A 17,779-nucleotide genomic window follows, 5' to 3' on the forward strand; every position below is an offset into this window, starting at 1 on the left:
CGTCTTGGGTCAGTTGTGTGTAGCTCATGGCAATCTTTCTTGCAGGAAAGGCCGTATGCTACCTCATACTGGCCTTTTTCTGTTATGGAAAGTTGCACTTCAAATGCGAATCCGCCGTCGTCTGAAAACGGGTTTTGAGGCAACTTGCTTTGCCGGTTTCAGAAATATAGTGGATTAAATTTAAATCAGGACAAGGCGACGAAGCCGTAGACAGTACAGATAGTACGGCAAGGCGAGGCAACGCCGTACTGGTTTAAAGTTAATCCACTATAACTATTTTCAGACGACCTTGAGGCAAACTTTGTCCTTTAAAATTCAGCTTTTTCATATTTTCTATGTCATAATCTTTTTAATCACTCCGCAAGATAAATCATTAAACATAAAGAATACAAAAAATGAACATGTTCAAACCATCCGTTTTAACACTCTTGATGCTGTCCACTCCTCTGACCGCAGGTTCCACCATGCCGGACAAAAAATTGCCGCCTGTTGAAAAAATCTTAAAACGTCCGCAGGCAGCGAACCCGCAAGTGGTGGTTGTTCCGACGCCTGACGGACGTAAGGGCGGCGTGTTGTCAGTGTGGTCCGTCATTAATAAAAAAGGCAGGGTTGATGGCGCAGTGTGCCGTGATAAGTCGGCAGGAACGGCATTGTGCAAAGCTGCATTGGCGCAGAAGCGTCCGAAGCGATATAAACCTGCTCAAACTTGCTCTGATCAAACCGATGCAAACGGCGAGGTGCGGAGCGTGTGTCAAAACGTTCCGTCTTATGCTGAACATATTTACTTGCTCTATGGGGAAAACGACAACTATGAAGGCGGTTTATATCGACGGATGACCATTCCTTATCCTCCTGCAGCATGGGAAAATGGGTATGAGGGTGAGGTTATATTGGGGGGCGTAGTTTCGCCGGAGGGTAAATTGGAGAGCATCAAGGTGATAAAAAGATCAGGTTCTAACATGTTGGATAATGCGGCAAGGAAAGGGGCAATGGGAGGCATCTTTTTACCTAACGTTAAAGATGGCAAACCTGTATGGATGAAATTTAGGATGCCTATCACTTTCCATCTTCAAGATCTAGATGTACAAAATTAACGCGGCAGCTTCCGTGATACTTTCAAGAATCAGAAACAAAATATGCTCACACGAAGAACATTCCTTACTTACACAAGCGTTTTACTGCTTGCAGCTTGCGGCGGTAAATCCGGCAAGAAGAAGACGAAAATTGCCGCAGGCAGTACCGTACTTGCTTTGGGTGACTCCCTCACCTACGGCTACGGCGCAAGCCCTGCCGAATCCTATCCTGCGCAACTGCAAAAGCTGACTGGTTGGGACATCATCAATGGCGGCATTTCCGGCGATACCTCCGCACAAGCCCTGTCGCGCCTGCCCGCGCTGTTGCAACGCCAACCCAAGCTTGTGATTATCGGCATAGGCGGCAACGATTTCCTGCGCAAATTGCCCGAAGCCGAAACCCGTAACAATATTGCCGAAACCATCGAAAGCGTGCAGAAGGAAAATATCCCCGCCGTCTTGGTGGGCGTACCGCACCTGAGCGTCGGCGCATTGTTCGGCCATTTGAGCGATCACCCGCTTTATCAGGAGCTTGCCAAACAATACAAAATTCCTTTTTTTGAAGGCGCATGGTCTGAAATTTTGAGTGATGAAAAGTTGAAATCCGATCAAATACATGCCAATGCGGCTGGGTATAAGGTATTTGCGGAGAAATTGGAGAAATTTTTGCAGGAAGAGGGGTTTTTTTAGGGGTAAACGGTAATTTACTTCGTGAATTTCGTTTTCAGACGACCTTTTAAAAAGAAATGGGATACGAATCTTGTAGTGCGGCGGGGCAGAATAAATGCTGTTCGCAGAGTTTACGAAGAAAGATTATGGAGCATTCGGTGGTTTTTTCAGTCTGCGCTCATATTCATGTAGTTGTCGAAGCAGCAAGTGCAGATTGAGTTAAGCCTCAACAGTCTATTAGGTCATCTGAAAGCAGCGGCAGATTGTACAGCATTTTATTATTGGTTTTTCCGTTCATTCTCGTTCAGATGTTGTCGCAGAACTTTTCTTTTTCAGTATTCAGGTTGTTCAGTCTGTATGTGGCCATTGCAGGAACGTTGTTTTTTACCGTAACGTCATATATACTGTCCTCATGCTAAAAAATGAGGTTGTAAAGTGCTGATAAAATTATTGAAAATTTTAGGTATTTGGTTGATGGCTATTCCTGAGTTTGTGGCAATTCTTTATATTATCAGCTGGATTTCTCCTTTTTTGGAAAGCAATAGCAGACATTGTGAAGTCAATTGCTTTGAAGATTTGTATACTTTTTTGCAGATTGCATTTTTTGGCAGTTTGTTGATTAGCTTAATTTGGACGGTAGTTTTCCTAATAAAGGATAATAAACGTCACAAGAATATTACTTAAATATTTTCAGACGACCTTTTAAAAAGAAAAGGGATACGAATCTTGTAGAGAGAAGGATAAGTGTTTAGCGTAAATGCTATTCGCAGAGTTTACGAAGAAAGATTATGGAACATTCACTAGAAAAAGATTTCAATCCTTATCGAAATTACACGCGCTCTAATTTAATATTGGGATTGCCGATTTTTATTATTCAGTTATTGCTGATTTTTTTTCTTTTTCCTATTCAGAGAATAAATATTTCCAGCCTGCTGACGGATGTGTTTTTCTTTTTGAAATTTGCTTTTCCATTTTCTCTATTGATTTTGGGACTTTTGTTGCTACTTTATTGTATTCCTAGTTATTTTGTCGGTTATACCGCCAAGAAGATGAATTTGAAATGTAATAGTAAAGACAGGATGAAGGCGGCAGGTTTGACGGCATTTTATTATTGGATTTTTTCCTCCTTCCTTCTTCAGATAATGGGGTTGGTGAATTGGAAAAACGTTCCTTTTTCAGCATTCGGGCTGTTCAGCCTATATGTGGCTGCCGCAGGGATGATATCTTCCGCTGGACCATCCACCATGCTGCCTAAAATGGAAAAAAACGAGGTTGAAAAACGCTGATGAAATGGTTGAATGTTTTAGGTATTTGGTTGATGGCTATTCCTGAGTTTGTGGCAATTCTTTATGTCGTCGCTTATATTAATGCTTTTCTGAGCGACAATAGCGGAAATTGTGGGGTCGGTTGTCTCGGGGATTTGGTTGTTTTTTTTGAGATTGCCTTTTTTGGCAGTATTTTAATCAGCTTAATTTGGACAGTGATTTTTCTGAGAAAGTATGATGAACGCGATGAGAACGCTGATTGAAGATTTTCAGACGACCTTCCTAATACAGGTCGTCTGAAAAACTAAATACCGCTCTTTTTCTACATTCGTTTCTTACGCACAAAAAAATACCGGCAAAAGCCGGTATTTTTGAAATTTGGCGCGGCGGACGGGGCTCGAACCCGCGACCCCCGGCGTGACAGGCCGGTACTCTAACCAACTGAGCTACCACCGCGCATCATTGTTTTACAACAATGAAAGGAAACTTGGTGGGTGATGACGGAGTCGAACCGCCGACATTCTGCTTGTAAGGCAGACGCTCTACCAACTGAGCTAATCACCCTAAAATAAAAAATACCGACGATGTCAGTATTTTTGAAATTTGGCGCGGCGGACGGGGCTCGAACCCGCGACCCCCGGCGTGACAGGCCGGTACTCTAACCAACTGAGCTACCACCGCGCATCATTGTTTTGCAACAATGAAAGGAAACTTGGTGGGTGATGACGGAGTCGAACCGCCGACATTCTGCTTGTAAGGCAGACGCTCTACCAACTGAGCTAATCACCCTTGTCGCTGCGTTTGCGAAGACGCTATTAAATCAAAAAAGCATCCGCTGTGCAAGCTTTATTTTTTAGTGTATTAAGTATTTCCTTGCAAACTCCAGTTTTCAAAAGAAATAATTTCCTCTTGTTTGCCTGCGACGACTAAAATATCATTCGGTTGCAACTGCAAATCCAAGTCAGGATTTTCTATTCTGCTTGTATTGCGGCGGATGAATAGCAGTTTGATACCTGCGTGATCCAAAGGCAAATCACGAATAGTCTTGCCGATGGCGTGGGCTTCGCCTGTCAGAGGGAAGGCGTGGCGGCAGACTGATTTGCCTCCGTCGTCAAATCCATTTTCATCATCACTGCCGACAAACAAGCCTTCCAAAGAGGCGTAGCGGCTGTGTCGGATGTTGGCAATGGTTTGATAAACATGGTTGAAGGTCGCGCCATTGCCCAGCATGGCGTAGCTTGCCAGTACCAGGCTGGTTTCTTTGGTATCGGATACAGCTTCTTCCGCGCCCATGTCTGTAAAGGTTTTAACGTAATCGTCATTGGTTGCCCGAACATACACGGGCATGCTCGGATGCAGGGACATAATATTGTCGAGAACATGTTGGGTTTCGTGCATATTGTTCAGGGTAATGACCACCATTTTGGCGCGTTCCAAACCTGCCGCTTCCAAGACTTCGCGCCGTTTGGCATCGCCGAATGAGACTGGTTCGCCTGCATTGCGTGCCACCTGAACCCTGCCGATATCGAGGTCGAGGGCGAAGAAGGGGATGTTTTCCTGAGCCAATACGCGCCCGACGGTCTGACCGCCGCGTCCGAAACCGATGATCAGGACGTGGTCGGATTTGCTCATGGTTTCCACCAACATACTGTGCAAATCCAATGCCTTCATGTCCCAGCTTGATTTGACAAAACGGCTGACGATGGCATCACTGCTGCCCAAGATAAATGGGGCAATAATCATAGACAACAGAATCGCTGCCGTAGCTGCCTGCTCCAGCTCGGGCGACACCATATTGATTTTGCTGGAGATGTTTAACATCACAAAGCCAAATTCGCCGCCTTGTGCTAAATAGAGGGCTGTTTTCAAGCTATCCGCAATCGGATGTTTCATATGCAAAGCGATGAAAAAGACAACCAATGCTTTCAAGACCAGCAAAATTGCCAGCAAAATCAGAATCTGCTGCCAGCCGCCGATTAAAGCCTGGATATCCAGTTTCATGCCGACCGTGATAAAGAAGAAACCGAGCAGAATATCGCGGAACGGGCGGATGTCGTCTTCCACCTGAAAACGGTATTCCGTTTCCGAAAGCAGCATACCGGCGACGAATGCACCCAATGCCATCGACAAGCCTTCCAGTTCAGTCAGATAAGCTACGCCCAAGGTTACCAGCAGGACGTTGATCATAAACAATTCAGACGACTTGCGTTTGGCGACCATTCTGAACCAGCGCGACATCACCTTGCTGCCGACGACGAATAACACGCCCAGCGTGACCAGCATTTTCAATCCGGCAAGACCGAGCGCCGCCCACAGGCTGACCTCTTCGCCATTACCCCCCAGCGCAGGAATCAGGATCATCAGCGGCACGACGGCAATATCCTGCATCAACAAGACACCCATCGCCATTTGACCGTGCGGCTGTCCCAATTCGGTTTTTTCCGACAGGATGCGGCTAACGATTGCCGTGGACGACATGGTCATCGCCCCGGCTGCGGCAAACGCCCAATTAAAGCTGACGCCCATCAGCATCAAAATGCCGATAATCGACAACATGGTTACAATGACCTGCAAACCGCCCAGCCCGAACACCAAACGGCGCATGGCTTTGAGCTTGGGTAGGGAGAATTCGAGACCGATGCTGAACATCAGGAATACGATACCGATTTCACCCAAATAATCAGTGGCATGACCTTGCGGAATCAGCTTCAGCATACCCGGACCGGCGATAAAGCCGACCAAAAGATAACCGAGCATGGAAGGGATGTTGAATTTACGACAATAAATTACCGTAATGACGGAAACGAGGAGGACGATAACGATGGGGGCGAGGGAGAAAGTTTCGTGCATAGAGCGGGCGGCCTTTTATTTGGGAAACGAATTGTATTTTTGATAGGCCGTCTGAAAACACGCGGAGAAAGTATCGACGGTTTATCTAAACGGATGGGCAAAATTATATCAAAAAATCTGTAAAGTAATGCTTTATATAGCCAAAAAAATGCTGTTCGAAATATCAGCGGCGGGTTTGGGTATCTGGTGGCGGGGCGATTGCTTCAGAGTGAATGAGTTTTAAATCAGGGGTGTATCGGCAATATGCGATAATTAGATAAGTTATTGTAAAGTTTTATTGGTTAAAAGGGTCGTCTGAAAACTTGATTTCAGACGACCCTTTTAATGCTTAGTATGGTCTCAAATAAGCAAGATATGTTGTTTTACGAGTACATTCCGACTACTACGCTTTCTCCAACACATATATTACCGCCCTATGCGTCTCGCCCGTCGGCTTGGAAAAGAAGTGTTCTTCAGTGTGATGAGGATAAAATCCGCATTTCTCCAGCACGCGTTGCGAAGGGATATTTTTCTGATAAGCCCCAGCCCAAAGCCGCACCAGAGACAATTCCTCAAAAGCATAGGCGGCAACTGATTGCACCGCTTCGGTTGCATAGCCCTTTCCCCAAAAATCCTCGCCCAGCCAATAACCTATTTCCGCTTCATGGTCGTTTAGCGACAGATTGCTATCGTTTTGAAAAAGCAGGCTGATGCTGCCTATCGCTTGATTATCTTCCAAGCAAATGGCAAAACTATGCGGCTTGCGGAGGACGTGTTCAATAATTTCACGGCTTTCCGCCACACTGGTATGAGGATGCCAGCCGCACATCGCCCCTATTTTAGGGTTGCGAGCTTGTTCATACACCGCTTCGGCATCGGTCAGCGCCCAAGGGCGGAGGATTAGGCGGGCTGTTTTTCGTGTTTCCATGCTAAAAATGCCTAATATTGTTTGGAAATTTTGTTGAAACGCTGCTTTCAGACGGCCTTTGTAATGTGCAGGCTGCTTTTTGGTTTTGAATGCGCAAAAAGCAGCCTGCACTTTGATTTACAACCCCAATTCCCCCCAAATCTCATCAATCTTAGCCGTAACCGCAGGGTCTTTTTTGATCACCCGTCCCCATTCGCGGTCGGTTTCGCCCGGCCATTTGTTGGTTGCGTCCAAGCCCATTTTGCCGCCGAGTCCGCTGACGGGGCTGGCGAAGTCGAGATAGTCGATGGGCGTATTTTCCACCAAAACGGTGTCGCGCACGGGGTCCATGCGCGTGGTTACTGCCCAGATGACTTCTTTCCAGTCGCGCACGTTCACGTCGTCATCCACCACGATGATGAATTTGGTGTACATAAATTGGCGCAGGAACGACCAGCAGCCCATCATCACGCGCTTGGCGTGTCCGGCGTATTGTTTTTTCATGCTGACCACCGCCATGCGGTAGGAGCAGCCTTCGGGCGGCAGGTAGAAATCGGTGATTTCGGGGAACTGCTTTTGCAAAAGCGGTACGAACACTTCGTTCAACGCCACGCCCAAAACGGCAGGCTCATCGGGCGGTTTGCCCGTGTAGGTGGAGTGGTAAATCGGGTTTTCGCGCATGGTGATGCGTTCGACCGTGAACACGGGAAAATGGTCCTGCTCGTTGTAATAGCCCGTGTGGTCGCCGTACGGGCCTTCCAATGAGGTTTCGTTCGGATGGATGACGCCTTCCAGTACGATTTCGGCGCGCGCAGGCACTTGCAAATCGTTGCCGATACATTTCACCAGCTCCGTCCGCGAACCGCGCAGCAGTCCGGCAAACTGGTATTCGCTCAAGGTATCGGGAACAGGCGTTACCGCGCCCAAAATGGTGGCAGGGTCGCAGCCGAGCACGACGGCGACGGGATACGGCGTATCGGGATTGAGTTTGCGGAATTCCTGATAATCCAGCGCGCCGCCGCGATGCGACAGCCAGCGCATAATCAGCTTGTTTTTGCCGATTAATTGCTGACGGTAAATGCCGAGATTTTGGCGTTTTTTGTGCGGTCCGCGCGTGACAGTCAAGCCCCACGTTACCAGCGGCGCAACGTCTTCCGGCCAGCAATGCTGAATCGGAAGTTTATATAAATCAACGTCTTCACCTTCCCACACGATTTCCTGACACGGCGCGTTTTTCACCACGTTCGGCGCCATGCTCCAAATGTCTTTCAACAGCGGCAGTTTGGAAAACGCGTCTTTGATGCCTTTGGGCGGTTCGGGTTCTTTCAAATATGCCAGCGTCTGCCCGATTTCGCGCAGTTTGGACACGCTGTCCGCGCCCATGCCCATCGCCACGCGTTCGGGCGTGCCGAACAGGTTCGCCAACACGGGATAATCGTAGCGCGTACCGTCTGGCTTAATCGGTTGTTCAAACAACAACGCCGGCCCTTCGGCGCGCAGCACGCGGTCGGCGATTTCGGTCATTTCCAAATGCGGGGAAACGGGGTGCGCGACGCGTTTGAGTTTGCCCTGCTGCTCGAGCATGGAGATGAAGTCGCGTAGGTCTTTGTATTTCATGTTGATCCTTATTTGAGGTCGTCTGAAAACCGGATTTTGGATTTCAGACGACCTCAATCATAGATTGCAATATAGCTTCGGGGCATTCGCTGTTTTCGACAAAAAACCAATATTCACCATATGGGTTGTGAATACTGAACTTCCAGCCCTTGTAACCGAAATCTATCCACGTTTCGCCCGTAACCCAATCCGATACGAAGTCGGTAGGCATTCCGCCTAAGCGGACAATTTGCCGTAGCAGGCTCGACGGCGGGCAGGTTTGCGGCAGTTGCAGGAACAGGCGGGAGCTGTCGGACATGGTTTCGTTCAGCAGAGGACGGTTTGCCATTTGGTCCTTAATCGTCTGCACCGAATGCCGCCTCTATCCTTGCCTGTGCTTCGGCATATTCTATGCCGTGATAAAAGTCGCGTACCAGCGGATGTTCGCTGCCTTGATGCAGTTGCAGCAGGGGACGTCGGTTGTCGGGCTGGGTAACGACATTGCAGTGCAGGCCGAAGGTGTCGGATTCGTAAGGGGGCAGCCGGTTGCATATCCTGCCGAAATAAACGACGTTTCCCGGATTGTCGTGAAAGTCGCTTTGATAGTCGTTAAAACTATTTTCGCTGACGGATACCCACACGCCGTATTCCAGCGTTTCCTCATGCCCGATAATCGGAATAAGCAGCACCGCGCGGATAAAGCGGTCGGTTTGGTCGGGATAGCGGATGATGCAGAAATCAGAATCGCATTCCGCTTGATAAGCAATGCGTTCTTCTTCACTGAGTTGGTCATAGGGGGCGGGAGTGGCAAAGCAGAGCGCCGGCATGTCTTCATGTTTTTCGCCGCAGGAAGTGCAAGTGTACATGATGGATTCCTTTTGAGTTTTAGGCGTGGCTGGTTTTCAGACGACCTTTTATAGTGGATTAACTTTAAACCAGTACGGCGTTGCCTCGCCTTGCCGTACTGTCTGCGGCTTCGTCGCCTTGTCATGATTTAAATTTAATCCACTATATAACTGGTTTGAAGTTCGGGTCGTCTGAAAAACAGAGTGCAATCTATATCGGACTAATTGTTTTTTCGGCTGTGGTTTTCAATGCCTTCTGCCACTGTAGCTAAAAAATCCAGATATTTCGGATCTTCGTCCAGCCACGCTTCATCGTCCAACCCCATGTAGGCACGCATCAGCTCGTCAGCGGCGCGTTCCATATTGCCCAATTCAAACTGCGCCTGTCCCAAACGCAAATGCAAAAACGGGTTGCCGATTGCGTCCGGGCAATACATGGCGTGGCTTAAATGCTCGTGCGCGGCGGCAAAATCGCCGCTCAAAAAATCCGCATCGCCGATGGCTGCCAGAATCCATGTTGCCGCTTCCCAGTCGGTTTTCGGTTCGGGCAACAAATCCCATGCCTGCCAATAAAGGTCGAGTGCTTTGGTGTATTGCCCGTCGTCCGCCAACGTGTCGCCTTGTTCGCAAAGCCGGCAAATGGTGTCGTAGGTTTGGTCGTTTAATTCGCTCATGGTTTATGTCCAATCGTAAGTAAATAGAACAAGTCTGCTGATTGGCTCGTACAGCATGACAATATTGTCTGCGCCATGGGAATAGGAATAACCGCACGCTGAGGCGATATGGTAAAAACGATTGCCATTGTGGGTAATGGTAACGTTCCCGTCTTCATCTTGCGTCATTTTGTAAGCAGACGGGATGTCGTCTGAGGTTGACCAGTTGCTGCTTTCAATGCGTTCTCCACCCAAGCTGTTCAGAAATAATCCGTCATACTTGCTGAAATAGGGCTCTCCGTTGTAATCCCCTGTTTTTTCCTGAAATGCTTTTTTCTGTTCGGCATAGTTTTTCAGGTTTTCGGCAAAATATTTTTCCAAATACGGATCGGTCAGCAAATGTTTGTTGGCCGGGCTGCGGAGAAAATAACGCTCGTCACCCAAGAATTCGTAACGGTTGTCTTCAGTCAAGCGGAATGAAAGCCAGTTAATTCCGATAAATTCATTATGGGCGAACTGCGTCAGCTCGCCGATTAAGCCGTCGCCCGGTTCCTGCGGATTGATCAAATGCAGCGTTATGCCTTTCCATTCGGGATTGATTTCCACTAAGTCGATACTGATACAAGGCAGAAAATGTTCTTTCAACCAGGGCTGCTTTTCGGAAAACACGGTTTCAGCTTCGGGAAATGCATGTAGGTTTTCATTTAGTTCGTTAATGATTTCGCGATAATTCATGTTGTAGTCTTTATTGATGAGGGTTGGTTTATGTTGATGATGGATAAAGTTTCAATCTGAAGTCCGGGTCGTCTGAAAAACGGATTTTGGATTTCAGACGACCTGAATCATAGACGGTTTATATGCAGCTGCCTAAGGCTTTCAGTTCTTTTTTAACCACTTGCTTTTGCTCGTTGGTTTGGATGGTTAAAGATAAGAAATAAGCATCGCAAGGACTGAATTTGGACCAATGTTTTTTTACGGGGAAATGGCCTTCGGGTAGGTTGGAACTGTAATAATGGTCAGGTTCTTGAAACGCCAGTTTTAATCCGTATTTGGTTTGCCAGTCGCGCAGTTGCGCTTCAGTTGCGCCGATTGGAAGGCTGTCCAGCCGCTGCTGCCACATTTGTTTGCTGCGCGCCAATCCTTGACGGTCGTAATCAATGCTAGAGCCGCAGGCGGTAAGTGAAAGACCGGTGATGAGCAATAATAGAGATGAGGGAAGGCGTACCATTTATGAATGTCCTTAGATGATGGTTTGAGGCGATTGGCTTTCAGACGACCTTTTATGTTTTCGATTCATTCTGAGTCAGGGTCAATATTATTATCAAGAAAACGGTCTTTGTCAGCCATAAATATATTTTCTCATTTAAAATATGCATATTGACCAATCGTTAAGGAAATAATATGGAAATGCCTTCTATTCGGCTTTTTGAAGATTACTGCATGATTTTTTAACCCTGTTTGGCAGCATAATGTAAAAAGGTCGTCTGAAAACCCAAATCCGTTTTCAGACGACCTTACAAGTGATACGAGGTGTCTATATAGCCACCTCCTTTAATCAGAAACTTTTAAAAACACAATTTCGGGAAACAATATGAACAAATTGAATGGACAACACGCCGTAGAAAACGCCCTATCCTCCGGCATGGGCTGCTTTATGAAGGGCACCTTGGTAGAAACGGAAGAAGGCTGGACGCCGATAGACGAACTGAAGGTAGGCGATTTGGTGATGTCGCGGCCGGAAAACGGCATCGGCGAGGCCGTGCCCAAGCGGGTGGTAAATACCTTCCGTTATGAAGACAAAGAAGTGGTGATGTTAAGATTTTCCCAATTCCCTGAACGGAACAGGGGGGGAGGGGGATTGGTTGCTACTCCCAACCACCCATTCTGCGTGTATGGCGTGGTTATCAACCTGATTCTTGAGCATCCCAAATTCGGTAAGCTCGGTGCCTATTGGAAGGGCTGCGATTACGACGATGGCGAATATGTGTTTGCCGGAGATGAAAGCAGGGCGAGATACGAAGCCCTGTGGGCATTTAAGCACACGCCCTATGAAATGCGGCTGTACGAACAGCCGGTGTGGAAGCGCGCCGACCAGCTCGAGCGCGGCGACGTAGTTCTGGGCCTTGAAAACGATTATTACGTGGTGGAGGATTACCGCCCGCTGTATGTCTACCGCGATACCGATCAGGCTTGGGCGCAGCCGATCAACCTGGCTTACGGCTGGAAAGAGTCGGACTTAGGCAACAGCTATGAGATGGTTCTAACTGACGAATCGCTGAATTGCCCGACATTGGATTGGGCGGATGTGCCGAATGACGAGAACCTGCTGTATGTGGATGAGGACGGACAACGGCATTACCGCCGCTACCGCACCACGGTCTACAACATCGAGGTCGAGGATTACCATACCTACTGTGTCGATTATCCGGGCATCCTGGTGCACAACCAGAATTGCGGCGCAGAGCGGCGCAGCCGGGTGGACAGTCTGGAAATCCGCGATGGCGGGCAACCATAACGCCGCTATTTGCAACAGAGGTCGTCTGAAATTTTCAGACGACCTTTCGCTTTTCAAACGAATAGCATCAAATATCCAATTCCGCCGTATCGCCTTCCCGTTCCATCCATGCGCGGCGGGCGGCGGCTTCGCCTTTGCCCATCAGTTTGACGAAGATGTCGCGTGTTTCGTCATCCGCGCCTTCGGGGATTTGTACCTGCAACAGGCGGCGGGTGTCGGGGTGCATGGTGGTGTCTTTGAGCTGGTCGGGGTTCATCTCGCCCAAGCCTTTGAAACGGCTGATGGAATAGGCGGTTTCTTTAACGCCTTCTTTTTGCAGCCGTTCTAAAATACTGTCGAGTTCGTTTTGGTCGAGGGCATAGAATTTGCGGGCGGGTTTGCTTTTGCCTTGGGCGTTGACATCGACGCGGAACAGCGGCGGCTGGGCGACGTAGATGTGTCCGTCGGCGACCAGTTTCGGGAAGTGGCGGTAGAACAGGGTCAACAGCAAAACTTGAATATGCGAGCCGTCCACGTCGGCATCGGACAGGATGGCGATTTTGCCGTAGCGCAGGCCGCTTAAATCGGGATTGTCGTTGATGCCGTGCGGATCGACGCCGATGGCGACGGAAATGTCGTGGATTTCGGCGTTGCCGAAGAGTTGGTCGGGGTGGACTTCAAAGCTGTTGAGCACTTTGCCGCGCAGGGGCAAAATCGCTTGTGTGGCTTTGTCGCGGGCGAGTTTGGCGGAGCCGCCGGCGGAATCGCCTTCGACGAGGAAGAGTTCGTTTTCACGGATGTCTTCGCTTTCGCAGTCGGTCAGTTTGCCGGGCAGGACGGCGACGCCGCTGCCTTTTTTCTTTTCGATTTTTTTAACCGAACGCATCCGCGCCTGTGCCTGACGGATGGCGAGTTCGGCGATTTTTTTGCCGAAGTCCACGTTTTGGTTCAGCCACAATTCCAAAGGGTCGCCCGATACGGCGGCGACAAGTTTCAACGCGTCGCGGTTGGTCAGCTTGTCTTTGGTCTGGCCTTGGAACTGCGGATCGAGGACGCGGGCGGAGAGGACGAAGGCGGTTTTGCCGAACACGTCGTCGCTTTGCACTTTCACGCCGCGCGGTAGGAGGTTGTGCAGGTTGATGAAGTTGTTGACGGCGTTGAACACGGCTTGTTTCAAGCCTGCTTCGTGCGTGCCGCCCAGCGGGGTGGGGATGAGGTTGACGTAGCTTTCGTTGGCGCACGAGCCTTCTTCCAGCCAGGTCAGGGCAAACGCGGCGCCTTCGCCGATGCTGAAATCGCCGTTGTGGTCGTCTGAAATGTAGTTTTCGCAGGAGAACAGCGGCACGGCTTCCTGCGCGTCGGCAATCAGGTCGGTCAGATAGCTTTTCAGACCGTCGGGGTAGTGCCAGGTTTGGGTGTGCGCTTCGTCTTCGCCTTTGACCGGACGGGTCAGGGAAACGCGCACGCCCGGCAGCAGAACGGCTTTGGCGCGCAGCAGGCGTTCGAGTTCGGGGATGCTGTAATTCGGGCTTTCAAAATATTTGCCGTCCGGCCAGACGCGTACTTCGGTGCCGCTGTCTTTGACGGCGCATTTACCCACTTCCGCCAACGGTTCGACCACGTCGCCGCCGGCAAACACGATGCGGTGGATTTTGCCTTCGCGTTTGACGGTTACTTCGAGGCGAGTGGAGAGGGCGTTGGTGACGGATACGCCCACGCCGTGCAGGCCGCCTGAAAAAGCATACGCGCTGCCGCCGTCTTTTTTGTTGAACTTGCCGCCCGCGTGCAGACGGGTAAACACGAGTTCGACCACGGGTACGCCTTCGACAGGGTGCAGCCCGACGGGAATGCCGCGTCCGTTGTCGTGTACGGAAAGCGAGCCGTCGTCGTGGATGCGCACGTCGATTTCAGTGGCGAAACCGCCCAACGCCTCGTCCGCCGCATTGTCGATGACTTCTTGGCAGATGTGGGTCGGGCTGTCGGTGCGGGTGTACATGCCGGGACGTTCTTTGACCGGCTCCAAGCCTTTGAGGACGGTGATGCTGGATTCGCTGTATTGGTTGTTTTTAGTCATAGGGGAAGAGGTCGTCTGAAAGGAAGAACAACGCTTTCAGACGACCTGAAAGCGTTGTGTTTCGTTGTTTTATCGGTTGTCAAAAGGCAGGCGCGCGGTAAAGTCTTCGTAGCTTTCCATGCCGCGCAGGAAGCGGGAGGAGAGTTCTTTCAATGCCCCCAAGTAAACGTCGCGTTTGAAATCAATCACTTCGTCAACGGGAGCCCAATATTGGTGCCAACGCCAGCCGTCAAATTCGGGATGGTGGCAGGCGCGCAGATTGATGTCGCTGTCGCGCCCGACCAGCCGTAAAAGATACCAAATCTGCTTCTGCCCGCGATACGAACCGCGCCATTCGCGGCGTACCCAGTGGCTCGGCACGTCATAACGCAGCCAGTCGCGCGTTCTGCCGACGATTTTGATGTGTTGCGGCAGCAGCCCGACTTCTTCGTACAGCTCGCGGTACATGGCGGTTTCGGGACTTTCGCCCGGTTTGATGCCGCCTTGCGGAAACTGCCAAGAATGTTCGCGCACACGCTTGCCCCAAAAGACTTCGTTGCGGTTGTTGATTAAGATGATACCGACATTGGGGCGATAGCCTTCTCTGTCTAACACGGTGTCGCCCTTCGTTAAATTCAATCGTGCGATTTTCCCATAAATCGGGCGGGTTTGACAAATCTGAGGTCGTCTGAAAACCTGTCGTGCCTGTTTTCAGACGACCTTTTTGGGGTTTGTGGGTAATGATAGGTAAACAAGGTGTGTGGTTTGACGAGATGCTTTTGAAGAGCGGAATCTGTGGATGAGATTTGGGCTATGGATTTTTATTTTGGGTTGTCTGCGATTTAAGATGGATTTACATCAATGCGGGAAAGAGGCGGGGCAGATGCTTTCTGCTTTCATTTGCGATGTTTTACCGACTTACGTTTTGAACAATGCCTGCTGCAAATGCAAAGGTCGTCTGAAAACCTGTTTCTCGGTTTTCAGACGACCTTTTTTTCATTAAAGCGGATTACTCTTCGCTTTGCGCTTCTTCTTTTTCAACGGCAACGGATTCGTCGCTCAAAGTGCCTTTGGTGGACGGGGTTTGTCCTGCCATGCGCGGGTCGTATTCTGCCGCCATGCGCAGGGCGCGGCCGAAGGCTTTGAATACGGTTTCGGCTTGGTGGTGGGCGTTGCAGCCGCTGAGGTTGTCGATGTGCAGGGTCATCATGCTGTGGTTGACGACGCCGTGGAAGAATTCTTCAAACAGGTCAACGTCAAAACGTCCGATGAGGGCGCGGGTGAAGTCGATGTTGTAGACGAGTCCTGGGCGGCCGGAGAGATCGATGACAACGCGGCTCAAGGCTTCGTCGAGCGGAACGTAGGCATGACCGTAGCGGCGGATACCGGCTTTGCTGCCCAAGGCTTGTTTCAGGGCTTGACCGAGTACGATACCGATGTCTTCTACGGTGTGGTGGTCGTCGATGTGCAAATCGCCTTTGCAGGTGATGTCGAGGTCGATCATGCCGTGGCGGGCGACTTGGGCAAGCATATGCTCAAGGAAGGGGACGCCGGTGTCGAGGCGGTATTGTCCGGTGCCGTCAAGATTGAGGTTGAGGGTGATTTGGGTTTCGCTGGTGTTGCGGGTGATGCTGACTGCGCGGCCTTCTGCGGGCATATGGAATGCCGGTGCGGCGACTGCGGCAGCTTGGGCGGCACGCTCTTGGCGGGCGGCTTCAGCGGCTGCGGCTTTTTCTTTATCTTTGCTGTGGTCGCGGTTTAACCAGCCTTTGCGTTTGTGCATGCCGGCTTCGAGTTTGGCGGCAAGGCTGGGGCGGATGCCGCGCGCTTTTTCGTCTTCTGCCTGCTCTTCAAGGCGGCGTTTCAGTTGGGACAGGGATGCCGCGTTGTCGTAACCGCATTTGCGGGCAAGTTTGGTCAGCGAGCCTGCTTCTTCGACAAGCTGCAGGAAATTGGCAAGGTGGAGTTGAGTGATGGTCATAATTTTACTCTCTGTGGGGTTTTAAAAAAGTCAGGCATAAAGCTTGCGGATAATATCCAGTACGGCATCGTTTTGCTCGGGACTGCCGACGGTAATGCGGACGCACTGCGCCAAAAGCGGATGCGTGCCGTGGAGTTTCTTAATCAGGATGCGGTTTTCTTTAAGCGTGTTAAACAATGCGTCTGCATCGGGAACGCGCACGGTAATGAAATTCGCTTCGCTGGTGAAGGCTTTCAGACGACCTATGGCGGACAATTCGCTGAAAACGCGTTCGCGCTCGGCTTTTAAAATATCGATGGTCGTCTGAATCGCGTCGTGGTGTTGCAGGGCGAATTTGGCGGTCGCCAAGCTTAATTGGTTCATATTGTAGGGCGGCAGGATTTTCGCCAGCTCGCCCATTACGGTAGGGCTTCCTGCCGCATAGCCGATGCGCAAACCGGCAAAACCGATTTTGCTGATGGTGCGCATCACGACCAGATTTTCGATGCTGCCCGCCTGTGGCAGAAAACTGTCGCAGCTGAATGCGCCGTATGCTTCATCGACAACCACGATACCCTGCGTCGCGCGGATAATGGCTTCGACTTCTTCGCGGCGGAAACAAACGCCTGTCGGATTGTTCGGATAGGCAATGAAAATCAACGCGGGCTGATGTTTTTTAATGGCGGATAAAACGGCGGGCAAATCAAGCGTGAAATCTTCATTAAGCGGCACGCCGACGTAATTCATGCCGTACAGCTCGGCATTGTGCCGATACATCACGAAACTCGGCTCTACCGCAAGCATGGTCGCGCCTGATTGTGCAACGAGCAGGGTCAAGAATTGGATTAACTCGTCCGAGCCGTTTCCTAAAGCGATGGCGGCGGCTTCAGGAATATCGAAGGCTTTTCTTAAAGTATCCTGCAGCCCGCTGGCGGCAGGATTAGGGTAAAGCTGAATCGGCGCTTGGGCAATCAGCCGCAGCCATTCGTTTGACAGCTCGGGAAAACGGGCAAACGGATGATACGGACTTTCCATTGCATCCAGCTTGATGAAGCCTTCAGGTAAGTCGGCAATTCGGTAGGCGGACATGGCTTTGATGTCGTCGCGGATGAAATTGGAGGCGGTTTTCATAAGTTTTCTTCTCCATTTCTGAATAATGGTTATTTCGTCACAATATAGCACAAAATCAGAGTATTGACAGTAATATAATTAATAAATGGGATATTTATATTATTTTTATAATGAAGGCTTGATATAAATATTGAACCCGAAGATATTTTTTGAATATTCTTGGGCTGCTTTGTCTGTTTTTATCCGAATGCGCCGTAAAACTTCGCCGTTTACGGCGGAGATATCAGGCGAGGACTGCGAAGCAGTCCTAAAAACGTTCAATTTCAGTCAGGCGTATTTTGCTGCTCAATATATTGCCGAATAA

The 17,779-nt window shown here is 49.9% G+C and carries 17 protein-coding genes, 4 tRNA genes and 1 pseudogene; 5 read left to right on the plus strand and 17 right to left on the minus strand.

The genetic code is table 11. From position 1 onward, the window contains the following. Positions 1-395 precede the first annotated feature (395 nt). From AAG834_RS12130 to AAG834_RS12145, 4 genes are all read left to right on the plus strand, one after another. Positions 396-1,094 (plus strand): energy transducer TonB, encoded by a 699-nt coding sequence (locus tag AAG834_RS12130; RefSeq protein WP_342032274.1) that lies wholly within the window; start codon positions 396-398, stop codon positions 1,092-1,094. Positions 1,095-1,136: 42 nt separating this feature from the next. Next, entirely contained in the window at positions 1,137-1,763 is a 627-nt protein-coding gene (locus AAG834_RS12135) for an arylesterase (RefSeq protein WP_342032275.1), read from the plus strand. Between the two features lie 767 nt (positions 1,764-2,530). Further along, on the plus strand, positions 2,531-3,028 hold the full coding sequence (locus tag AAG834_RS12140) for a hypothetical protein (RefSeq protein WP_342032276.1): 498 nt from the start codon (positions 2,531-2,533) through the stop codon (positions 3,026-3,028). Next, positions 3,028-3,270 carry a sodium:glutamate symporter gene (locus AAG834_RS12145; RefSeq protein WP_342032277.1) on the plus strand — a complete coding sequence of 81 codons (243 nt, stop codon included), beginning with the start codon at positions 3,028-3,030 and terminating at the stop codon, positions 3,268-3,270. The genes AAG834_RS12140 and AAG834_RS12145 overlap by 1 nt, the downstream gene beginning before the upstream one ends. A gap of 116 nt (positions 3,271-3,386) precedes the next feature. On the opposite strand, the gene AAG834_RS12150 is transcribed toward AAG834_RS12145, so the two are convergent. From AAG834_RS12150 to AAG834_RS12205, 13 genes and pseudogenes are all read right to left on the minus strand, one after another. Further along, a tRNA-Asp gene (locus AAG834_RS12150) sits at positions 3,387-3,463 on the minus strand. A 32-nt stretch (positions 3,464-3,495) separates the two neighbouring features. Continuing rightward, positions 3,496-3,571: transfer RNA gene (locus AAG834_RS12155), tRNA-Val, on the minus strand. A 40-nt stretch (positions 3,572-3,611) separates the two neighbouring features. Further along, a tRNA-Asp gene (locus AAG834_RS12160) sits at positions 3,612-3,688 on the minus strand. 32 nt (positions 3,689-3,720) lie between these two features. Then, positions 3,721-3,796 (minus strand) — tRNA-Val (locus AAG834_RS12165). Between the two features lie 72 nt (positions 3,797-3,868). After that, positions 3,869-5,857, minus strand: coding sequence for a cation:proton antiporter domain-containing protein (locus tag AAG834_RS12170; RefSeq protein ID WP_342032278.1), 1,989 nt, complete (start codon positions 5,855-5,857; stop codon positions 3,869-3,871). Between the two features lie 382 nt (positions 5,858-6,239). Next, on the minus strand, positions 6,240-6,764 hold the full coding sequence (locus tag AAG834_RS12175) for a GNAT family N-acetyltransferase (RefSeq protein ID WP_342032279.1): 525 nt from the start codon (positions 6,762-6,764) through the stop codon (positions 6,240-6,242). Between the two features lie 117 nt (positions 6,765-6,881). After that, positions 6,882-8,360 carry a 4-hydroxy-3-polyprenylbenzoate decarboxylase gene (gene ubiD / locus AAG834_RS12180; RefSeq protein ID WP_342032280.1) on the minus strand — a complete coding sequence of 493 codons (1,479 nt, stop codon included), beginning with the start codon at positions 8,358-8,360 and terminating at the stop codon, positions 6,882-6,884. Between the two features lie 43 nt (positions 8,361-8,403). Beyond that, positions 8,404-8,688, minus strand: coding sequence for a hypothetical protein (locus AAG834_RS12185; protein WP_342032281.1), 285 nt, complete (start codon positions 8,686-8,688; stop codon positions 8,404-8,406). Between the two features lie 7 nt (positions 8,689-8,695). After that, entirely contained in the window at positions 8,696-9,205 is a 510-nt protein-coding gene (locus AAG834_RS12190; RefSeq protein ID WP_342032282.1) for a DUF2199 domain-containing protein, read from the minus strand. Positions 9,206-9,256: 51 nt separating this feature from the next. Further along, positions 9,257-9,364 (minus strand): annotated as a pseudogene (locus AAG834_RS13880) (IS5/IS1182 family transposase); the annotation flags it as partial. A 41-nt stretch (positions 9,365-9,405) separates the two neighbouring features. Continuing rightward, positions 9,406-9,858 (minus strand): tetratricopeptide repeat protein, encoded by a 453-nt coding sequence (locus AAG834_RS12195; RefSeq protein ID WP_342032283.1) that lies wholly within the window; start codon positions 9,856-9,858, stop codon positions 9,406-9,408. Positions 9,859-9,861: 3 nt separating this feature from the next. Further along, positions 9,862-10,572, minus strand: a complete 711-nt coding sequence (locus AAG834_RS12200; protein ID WP_003759921.1) for a hypothetical protein — start codon at positions 10,570-10,572, stop codon at positions 9,862-9,864. Positions 10,573-10,690: 118 nt separating this feature from the next. Further along, positions 10,691-11,065, minus strand: coding sequence for a hypothetical protein (locus AAG834_RS12205; protein WP_342032284.1), 375 nt, complete (start codon positions 11,063-11,065; stop codon positions 10,691-10,693). A gap of 363 nt (positions 11,066-11,428) precedes the next feature. Here AAG834_RS12205 and AAG834_RS12210 point away from each other — a divergent pair, with 363 nt between their 5' ends. Then, positions 11,429-12,352 carry a protein C- splicing region gene (locus tag AAG834_RS12210; RefSeq protein WP_342032285.1) on the plus strand — a complete coding sequence of 308 codons (924 nt, stop codon included), beginning with the start codon at positions 11,429-11,431 and terminating at the stop codon, positions 12,350-12,352. Positions 12,353-12,419: 67 nt separating this feature from the next. On the opposite strand, the gene parE is transcribed toward AAG834_RS12210, so the two are convergent. The 4 genes from parE to hisC form a co-directional block, all read right to left on the minus strand. Beyond that, positions 12,420-14,405, minus strand: a complete 1,986-nt coding sequence (parE, locus tag AAG834_RS12215) for a DNA topoisomerase IV subunit B (RefSeq protein ID WP_342032286.1) — start codon at positions 14,403-14,405, stop codon at positions 12,420-12,422. Positions 14,406-14,474: 69 nt separating this feature from the next. Next, complete coding sequence (locus tag AAG834_RS12220; protein ID WP_003743450.1) at positions 14,475-14,999, minus strand: RNA pyrophosphohydrolase; 525 nt, start codon at positions 14,997-14,999, stop codon at positions 14,475-14,477. 394 nt (positions 15,000-15,393) lie between these two features. After that, entirely contained in the window at positions 15,394-16,365 is a 972-nt protein-coding gene (hisB, locus tag AAG834_RS12225) for an imidazoleglycerol-phosphate dehydratase HisB (RefSeq protein WP_342032287.1), read from the minus strand. A 30-nt stretch (positions 16,366-16,395) separates the two neighbouring features. After that, positions 16,396-17,475: a histidinol-phosphate transaminase gene (gene hisC / locus AAG834_RS12230; RefSeq protein ID WP_070513398.1), complete on the minus strand. Its 1,080-nt coding sequence runs from the start codon at positions 17,473-17,475 to the stop codon at positions 16,396-16,398. Between the last annotated feature and the right edge of the window lie 304 nt (positions 17,476-17,779).

This window comes from Neisseria sp. Marseille-Q2251, assembly GCF_940793045.1.
Taxonomy (GTDB): domain Bacteria; phylum Pseudomonadota; class Gammaproteobacteria; order Burkholderiales; family Neisseriaceae; genus Neisseria.